This is a genomic window from Thiomonas sp. 13-64-67 (genome assembly GCF_002282795.1).
Lineage (GTDB): Bacteria > Pseudomonadota > Gammaproteobacteria > Burkholderiales > Burkholderiaceae_C > Thiomonas > Thiomonas arsenitoxydans.
Window position 1 is genome coordinate 46592 of record NZ_NCKP01000007.1, and the last position, 6154, is coordinate 52745.

Here is a 6154-nt window from a genome sequence, read left to right on the forward strand (position 1 = left end):
CGAAGTCGAGCCCTGATTATCGCCGTGCGCGGCGCGGCGGCAGGCCGTCAGGCGCGGTGATAGGGATGGCCGCTTAGCAGGCTGTGGGCACGGTAGAGCTGTTCGGCCAGCAGCACCCGCACGAGGCCGTGGGGCAGGGTGAGATCGGAGAGCCGCAGCAAGGTGTCGGCCTTCTGTTTAAGGCGCGGGGCAAGGCCATCCGCGCCACCGATGACCAGCGCGACGTCGCGGCCCTCCTGGCGCCACTGCTGCAAGGCTTCAGCCAGCGCGGCGGTAGTGAGTCGCTGACCGCGTTCATCGAGAGTGACGAGGCGCGCGCCCGCTGGCACGGCGGCCTCGATGCGCTGCGCCTCGCGTTCCATCACCGCTTCGGCACTGATGCTGGAGCTGCGCGCCTCTGCCTTGATCTCCTTGAGCAGCAGGGGCGTTTCGGGCGGCAGGCGCTTGGCGTAGTCGGCATACGCTTCGTCCACCCAGCGCGGCATGCGCTGACCCACGGCGAGCAGCCAGAGTTTCATGCGGAGCCCGACGGCGGGTCAGCCAGCCGCGAGGTGTTCACAAAACGGCCACGAGGCGGTCAGGACGCCCGCTTTTTGGCCGCAACGCGCTTGGTCGGCGTTGGGGACGCAGCTTTCTTGGCTACGGGGCGCTTGGCCGCAGCGGCGGTGGTTTTGCGCGCGGCGGGTCGTTTGGCGGCAACCGGTGCCTCGGCGGGCTGTGCCCGCTTGCGGGCTGGAGTCACCGGGGCGGAGCGAGCGCCCGCAGCCGTGCCGACCACGCGGGTCACGCGTTTTTTCTCGGTGCCGGTTTCGCCATACGGCGAGGTGCGCACGGGGGCGGTTTTCGCCGCGGCCTTCTTGGCGGCAGGACGCTTGCGGGCGACGGTTTTGCTGGCCGCGCTCTTGCGGGCCGCGGTTTTCCGAGCTGGCGCCTTGGTGTCGTCTTCGGGCTTGTCGGGGCGGCTGTCCGGACCCTTGGCGGCCACTTTCGCGCCGACCCGTTTGGCGCCGCCGAGCTTGAGGTGAACCGGCTTGGCGCCCCACAGTTCTTCGAGCTTGTAATACGCACGGATCGCGGGCTGCATGATGTGCACTACCGCGGCGCCGCAGTCCACCAGCACCCACTCGCCGGTCTCTTCGCCTTCGGGATTGCGCACCGCGAATCCGGCGGCTTTCACGCTGTCGCGCACACTGCTGGCCAGCGCGCGCGTCTGGCGGTTGGACGTGCCGCTGGCGACGATGACCCGGTCGAACAGGCTGGTGAGTTCTTCGGTGTTGAACACCTCGATGTCCTGGGCCTTGACGTCTTCCAGAGCGTCGACGATGGTGCGTTGCAGTTTGCGGATATCCATGCTGATGAGTGCGTTATGAGTGCGTGTAAAGGCGATGTTGATCAATGTAGTGTGCCACAGCGGCAGGCGCCAGCCCGGCGAGCGATTCGCCTTGGGCGAGATGGCGGCGGATGCGCGTGGCCGAGAGATCAATCTCGGGCATGGACAGGCGGTGCAGGAGATGCCCACTGGCGGCCAGGGCTTCAAGGAGTTGAGGCGGCGCCTTGTCGTCGTAGCCCGGTCGGCGCGCGGCGGCCAGATCGACCTCGGCCACGATATCTTCCCAGCCGTTCCAGGTCGGGAGGTTGCGCAACTGATCGGCGCCCAGAATGAAGGTGAACGCCGCGTCTGGATGCGCGGCGCGCAACTCGCGCACGGTGTCGATGGTGTAGCTCGGCCCCTGACGCTTGAGCTCGATGTCGCAGGCGCGCAGGCCGGTGCGTCCGGCGATGGCGAGATTCACCATGTCCCAACGCTGTTGCGGGCTCGCCGCCAGCGGGTCGCGCTGCCAAGGCTGCCCGGCGGGGATGAACCAGACAGCGTCGAGCGCCAACTCGCTGCACGCGCTCTGCGCGAGCTGCAGGTGTGCGTTGTGAATCGGGTCGAAACTGCCGCCGAGCAAACCGATGCGCCGGGGCTTTGCCGAGGCGACGCCATTCATGCAGCGGCCCAATCCCGCGGCTTGAGAAAGGTGTCGTACAGCTGCGCCTCGGGCGAGCCCGCCTCGGGGTGCCAGTCATAGCGCCACTTCACAATAGGCGGCATCGACATGAGGATGGATTCGGTGCGCCCGCCCGACTGCAGACCGAAGTGCGTGCCGCGATCCCACACCAGATTGAACTCGACATAGCGCCCGCGGCGGTAGGCCTGGAAGTCGCGCTCGCGTTCGCCGTAGGGCAGGGCGCGACGCCGCTCGACGATGGGCACATAGGCCGGCAGGAAGGCATCGCCCACGGCGCGCATCAGGGCGAAACTCTGCTCGAAGCCGCCCTCGTTGTAATCGTCAAAAAACACACCACCGATGCCGCGCGGCTCGTTGCGATGCTTGAGAAAGAAGTATTCGTCACACCACGCCTTGAAGCGCGGATAGTGTTCATCGCCGAATGGCGCAAGCGCGGCCTGGCAGGTGCGGTGAAAGTGGCGGGCGTCGTCTTCGAAGCCGTAATAAGGCGTGAGATCCATGCCGCCGCCGAACCACGCCACCGGCGCCTGGCCTTCGGGCTCGGCCATGAGCATGCGCACATTCATATGCACCGTCGGCACATAGGGGTTGGTCGGGTGGAACACCAGCGAAATGCCCAGCGCCTCAAACGGCGCTCCCGCCAGTTCGGGCCGGTGCTGCGTGGCCGAAGGCGGCAGCTTGGGGCCGCGCACATGCGAAAAGTTGCAGCCCCCGCGCTCGAGCAGACCGCCAAACTCGATCAGACTGCTGATGCCCTCGCCCTGTAGCGGCGAGTCGGCGGGGCGCGTCCACGTATCGCGGCGAAAGGGCTGACCGTCCGCGGCTTGAAGCGCTTCGAGGATGCGGGCCTGGAGATCGAGAAGGTAAGAGCGGACCTGTTCGGTTTGCATTGCGGCGGTTTGCATGACAGTAAAGCCCGCGCCATGCGCCGGGCTCATTTCAGAAGGTCACAATTCTTTCACGATTGCCGAGCGCCCGACGCGCAAAACAAAAGCCCAGGCGCTGGCCTGGGCTTGGGCTTGGGTGTTTGGCCGAGGGGCAATCGGACTATCCGGCTAAGTGACTGAAATAAAAAGGTTTTATATTCGTGAGACAGTGTGAATGCCGTCGAAAATACCGTCTGCTAGGCGTCGCTGCCCCTGCGTCAGACCACAGAAACAGCCCAGCATCAGCAGGCGCGCAGTGTATCGGCGGGTGTTGTTCAGTGCCGACAGATCGGGCTGAAAAGTGAATGCAAGATAAGCGGCGCGTAGATCGTGCGCATCCGCCTATGGGGTTTGTTTTGAGAATCGCTCAGCGGCCTGCAAGCTGGCGCATCAGGTCGGTGGCGCTGGCGAGCAATTCCGGGTCAGGCTCCACGTCCTTTGCGATCAGCACGCGCGCATGGTCGGATAGCTCCGCGCCTACGCCTCGCAGCAGTTCGTCAGGATCAATGCCGATGTCTGCGCAGGCGTCGGAATAGGCCAGCCAATATGCCCGAATGCTGGCGCTGATCTCCGCAATGCTCTCGGTCAGGCGGTCGAATTCTTCCGGGCCGCATTCGTCGCCACTTGTCATGTGAACCAGTATGCCCAGGTGAGCGACGTAGCGGATCACTTCCGGCTCGATCAGCAGCGCGGCATGCAGCGCCATGCGCTCGGCACAGTGCAGCAGTCGCCAGAATTCCAGGTCATGCGCTCGGTACGTTGCCAGCGGTGCGGTTTGCATCAGGCGGGTGGTCTCTGGATCATCGCGGCGGGCCATTGCAGACACCACGGCGACAACACGCGCAGCCGGGCCAAGGGTCGAATACAGCTTGTCGGTCACGGTCATGGCTTGGCGGCTTTCTCGTTTTGTAGGCGTAGGGCACGCTCCAGGGCGGCGGTGCGCTGCTCCAGATCGTCAATGCGCAGCATCGTCGCCAGTTGCGTGAGGATGTACGCCAGACGGGAGGCGTCGCCTATTTCCACTTGGCCGGTGCGGGCCTGTCGGTACAGATCGGCCATCTCCCGACGCACATCGGCAGCGGTCGCCAGGCGGGGGATAGGGTGCCGGGTTCTATCGGGCATTTCAACAACTTGCAGTATTTTGGTTCGCGCAGTCATGGGGCGAAGTCTCCGCAGTCTGTGGCGTCGAAGCGCCGGGGGTAGGTGCGCGTCTGTGCCGTTTGCCATCCGACGGGATGCCTGAGCGCGCAGGTCGGGCGCGGGTGGGTGTCCAGGTGTCGGCAGTCCCAGCAGCTTTGCCGGGCTTTCTCGATAGCGGTTTGCGCAGCCTGTGCTGCGGCTGGCGCTGCATCATCGGCAGGTTCGGGGCCGGTGAATTTCGCGGGCCATGCCTGCCGGTAGCTCAGGGGCTTGCGGATCGGGTCAACGGTGGCGAGCACGGTCAGCAGCCCGTCCGGGCGTTGAACGATCCACAGCGCCGATGTGGTGGCGTCGATCAGCGCCAGCCTTTGCCAGTCGATACCGGGAAAACCGCCATGCTGCGCCAGCAGGTCGGGCAGCAATTCCCTTGCCCTACCCTCTGCGACAGTTGCGACAGTTGCGACAGTTGCGACAGTTGCGACAGGCGGGCAGCAATTCCCCTGCGCTACCCCCTGCGACAGTTGCGACAGTTGCGACAGACCGGGTGAAGAATGCGGGGGTGTCGCAGATGTCGCAGGTGTCGCAGGTGTCGCAAGGGGGGAATCACCCCAAATGCGGCGAACGATGTCAGCGGCGCGCATGGTCAACCCCTGTGGCTTTGATGTTGCCGCCGTCGAACTCCACCAGGTCGAGCGCTTCCAGGCGGTCGATAGCCTCATTGCGCCGGTCGAGCGCCCGTAAGCTGTTCGGGCCAAGGCGCGACACATCGCGCAAGCTCACCCAGCCCACACGCTCCACCAGCCAGCGATACAGCGTCAGCGCCCATACTGGCGCAGGATCGGCCTTGCCCGATAGGGCGGCTTGCCAGTTGTCCAGGCTGTGCGCCGAGAGTGCTGCACCACAGACGGCGGTCTGATCGTCGATCACGTCAGCGCCAGCAAAGCACGCCAGCACACCAGCAATGCGGCAAGCCTGCTCGGTGGCGCGCAGGGCGAAGGGCTGCACTTCGCGCAGCGCGCCCATGCGGCCCTGCTGTTCCATGTCCTCAAAAAACGCAGCCACGCGCTGGGTGGCCTGCGCGTCAAGCTCAATCACCGGCAGCCCGTCGCAATCGTCCGGCAGTGGGCGCGATAGCAGGCGTGTGCAGTCGGCCCAATACTGCCGGATAGCCGGGCTGTTTTCAGGTCGCCAGGGCTTGAATACGCGCGGTGCAAGGGGTGCGGGCCAGGCCAGCAGAAAGCGCGGCCAAAACCCGATGCCTGAAAGCACTTCATCAGCGAGCACATCGCCCAATGCGGCGGGCTGGATCAGAAGATGCGCTGACAGACGCACCCCGTAACGCTCGGTACGGCCTCCACCAGCACGCACCACGGACAGGTGCCCCCGATCCCACAGCCCGCATAGGTTCGCGGCGGTCTTGGTGCGCTGCTCTGGCGTCATGGCGTGCCCAGCGAGCACGGCCCCGGCCTCGGTCGAGAAGATGCCTTGTGCGGCGATGCCTTCGGCAAAGCTGCGGCGCATGCCTTCAATGGTCAGGTCAGCGGCGATGCGGTAGGGCGAAGGGCCGGGATGATCGGGCGGCGGGTCGCCTTTCTTGCGCTGGCTCTTGGCGTCCTCATAGGCGGCCATGTCCTGCGCATGACGCTTTCCGGCTTCGCGCTGGTGGTCATGGATCGGGCGCAGCGCCGGGCGGTCTGCGGTGTCCTTGCCGTCGCCACTGTTCGCCACGGTCAGGGCATACAGGCTCAGCGGCGCGGCGTTGCCTGCAAGTGTGCGCACGTTCGCACGTTCGCCACGCCTTGCGCTAGCAGCGATGCGGCTGCAAGCAAGGATTGCCCGGCCATAGCGGGCGAGACTTGCGCGCCTTCGGCCAAGTCGCGCGCAGCGTCGGCAAGCGGCCCCAGGGCGTCAAGCGGATAGGGGGCGTCGGTGCCATCGATCTGCGGCAGCAGCAAGGCGCGGGCGCGCTCCAGGGCTTGCTGTCATTTTCAAAAGACGACTGCACCAGTTCATTGGGTTGGCCGCCCTTTGTGCAGCGGACTTTTGACCGGGAACGGTCAGGAGTTCTATGCACGA

The 6154-nt window shown here is 65.6% G+C and carries 9 protein-coding genes; 1 reads left to right on the plus strand and 8 read right to left on the minus strand.

Annotation, left to right across the window (positions count from 1 at the left end):
- Positions 1–47 precede the first annotated feature (47 nt).
- The 8 genes from rlmH to B7X30_RS03285 all read right to left on the minus strand — a co-directional run bounded on the left by rlmH (position 48) and on the right by B7X30_RS03285 (position 5911).
- A complete protein-coding gene (rlmH, locus tag B7X30_RS03250; RefSeq protein ID WP_286728986.1) occupies positions 48–518 on the minus strand; it encodes a 23S rRNA (pseudouridine(1915)-N(3))-methyltransferase RlmH in 471 nt (156 codons plus the stop codon).
- Between the two features lie 59 nt (positions 519–577).
- A complete protein-coding gene (gene rsfS, locus B7X30_RS03255) occupies positions 578–1351 on the minus strand; it encodes a ribosome silencing factor (protein ID WP_286728988.1) in 774 nt (257 codons plus the stop codon).
- Positions 1352–1364: 13 nt separating this feature from the next.
- Complete coding sequence (nadD, locus tag B7X30_RS03260) at positions 1365–1991, minus strand: nicotinate-nucleotide adenylyltransferase (protein WP_156054628.1); 627 nt, start codon at positions 1989–1991, stop codon at positions 1365–1367.
- Positions 1988–2917 carry an oxygen-dependent coproporphyrinogen oxidase gene (hemF, locus tag B7X30_RS03265; RefSeq protein WP_286728991.1) on the minus strand — a complete coding sequence of 310 codons (930 nt, stop codon included), beginning with the start codon at positions 2915–2917 and terminating at the stop codon, positions 1988–1990. Before hemF ends, nadD begins: the two co-directional genes overlap by 4 nt.
- 388 nt (positions 2918–3305) lie before the next feature.
- Positions 3306–3824 carry a hypothetical protein gene (locus B7X30_RS03270; protein WP_286728993.1) on the minus strand — a complete coding sequence of 173 codons (519 nt, stop codon included), beginning with the start codon at positions 3822–3824 and terminating at the stop codon, positions 3306–3308.
- Entirely contained in the window at positions 3821–4060 is a 240-nt protein-coding gene (locus tag B7X30_RS03275; RefSeq protein WP_286728994.1) for a hypothetical protein, read from the minus strand. Before B7X30_RS03275 ends, B7X30_RS03270 begins: the two co-directional genes overlap by 4 nt.
- Positions 4061–4092: 32 nt before the next feature.
- Positions 4093–4500 (minus strand): hypothetical protein, encoded by a 408-nt coding sequence (locus tag B7X30_RS03280; protein ID WP_286728996.1) that lies wholly within the window; start codon positions 4498–4500, stop codon positions 4093–4095.
- 205 nt (positions 4501–4705) lie between these two features.
- Positions 4706–5911 carry a DUF3987 domain-containing protein gene (locus B7X30_RS03285; RefSeq protein ID WP_353681909.1) on the minus strand — a complete coding sequence of 402 codons (1206 nt, stop codon included), beginning with the start codon at positions 5909–5911 and terminating at the stop codon, positions 4706–4708.
- A 23-nt stretch (positions 5912–5934) separates the two neighbouring features.
- Here B7X30_RS03285 and B7X30_RS03290 point away from each other — a divergent pair.
- The coding region (locus tag B7X30_RS03290; RefSeq protein WP_286728998.1) for a hypothetical protein at positions 5935–6154 on the plus strand (220 nt) is incomplete at its 3' end.